Origin of the sequence: Corynebacterium sp. HMSC065D07, assembly GCF_001810695.1 — a bacterium.
GTDB lineage: Bacteria > Actinomycetota > Actinomycetes > Mycobacteriales > Mycobacteriaceae > Corynebacterium > Corynebacterium hesseae.
The window spans coordinates 1-495 of the sequence record NZ_KV802471.1; the positions used below are offsets into that span (position 1 = coordinate 1).

Consider the following 495-nt stretch of genomic DNA (forward strand, 5'->3'; position numbering starts at 1 on the left):
TGGGGTGCACGATGGTGGCATACCCTATTTCGGCGAATTTGTGGGTGAGGAATTCTGCTCCGGTCATGCGCCCGCCGTTGGTGAGGTTGAGCTCTATTTCGTCCCCGTCGCCGTTGATGATTTGGTCGAGTTCGTTCAACGTGACGATGACTTGGGTGCGTACCGCAGGCTTGGAACCGCCTGCTTTGTTGAAGAAGATGTCGTTGGCGGCTTGAAGCAGGTCGGTGGTGTTGGTGGATTCTAGGACGCCGCGCATGTTGGCGATGGTGGTGGCATCGTCGGTTATGGAGAGTGTGTTGGGGCCTTGTTCCCGGTAGGTGATGCGCACGCCTGGTTTGGCTATGCGTTTGGAGCGGAGTTCTTTCAGTCGTGTGGCGGCGACGGTGGGGATGCGGTGTGCGGGTGTTCCTGCGAGTTTGATTCGCAGGTTCCAGGCGTCAAGGGTCTTTTTCACCTTGGACGTGTAGGACTCGATGAGTGTGAGGGTGCCGAGGC

The 495-nt window shown here is 58.0% G+C and carries 1 pseudogene; it reads right to left on the minus strand.

The window, feature by feature from the left end:
* Positions 1 to 495 (minus strand): annotated as a pseudogene (locus HMPREF2760_RS09005) (HNH endonuclease); the annotation flags it as partial.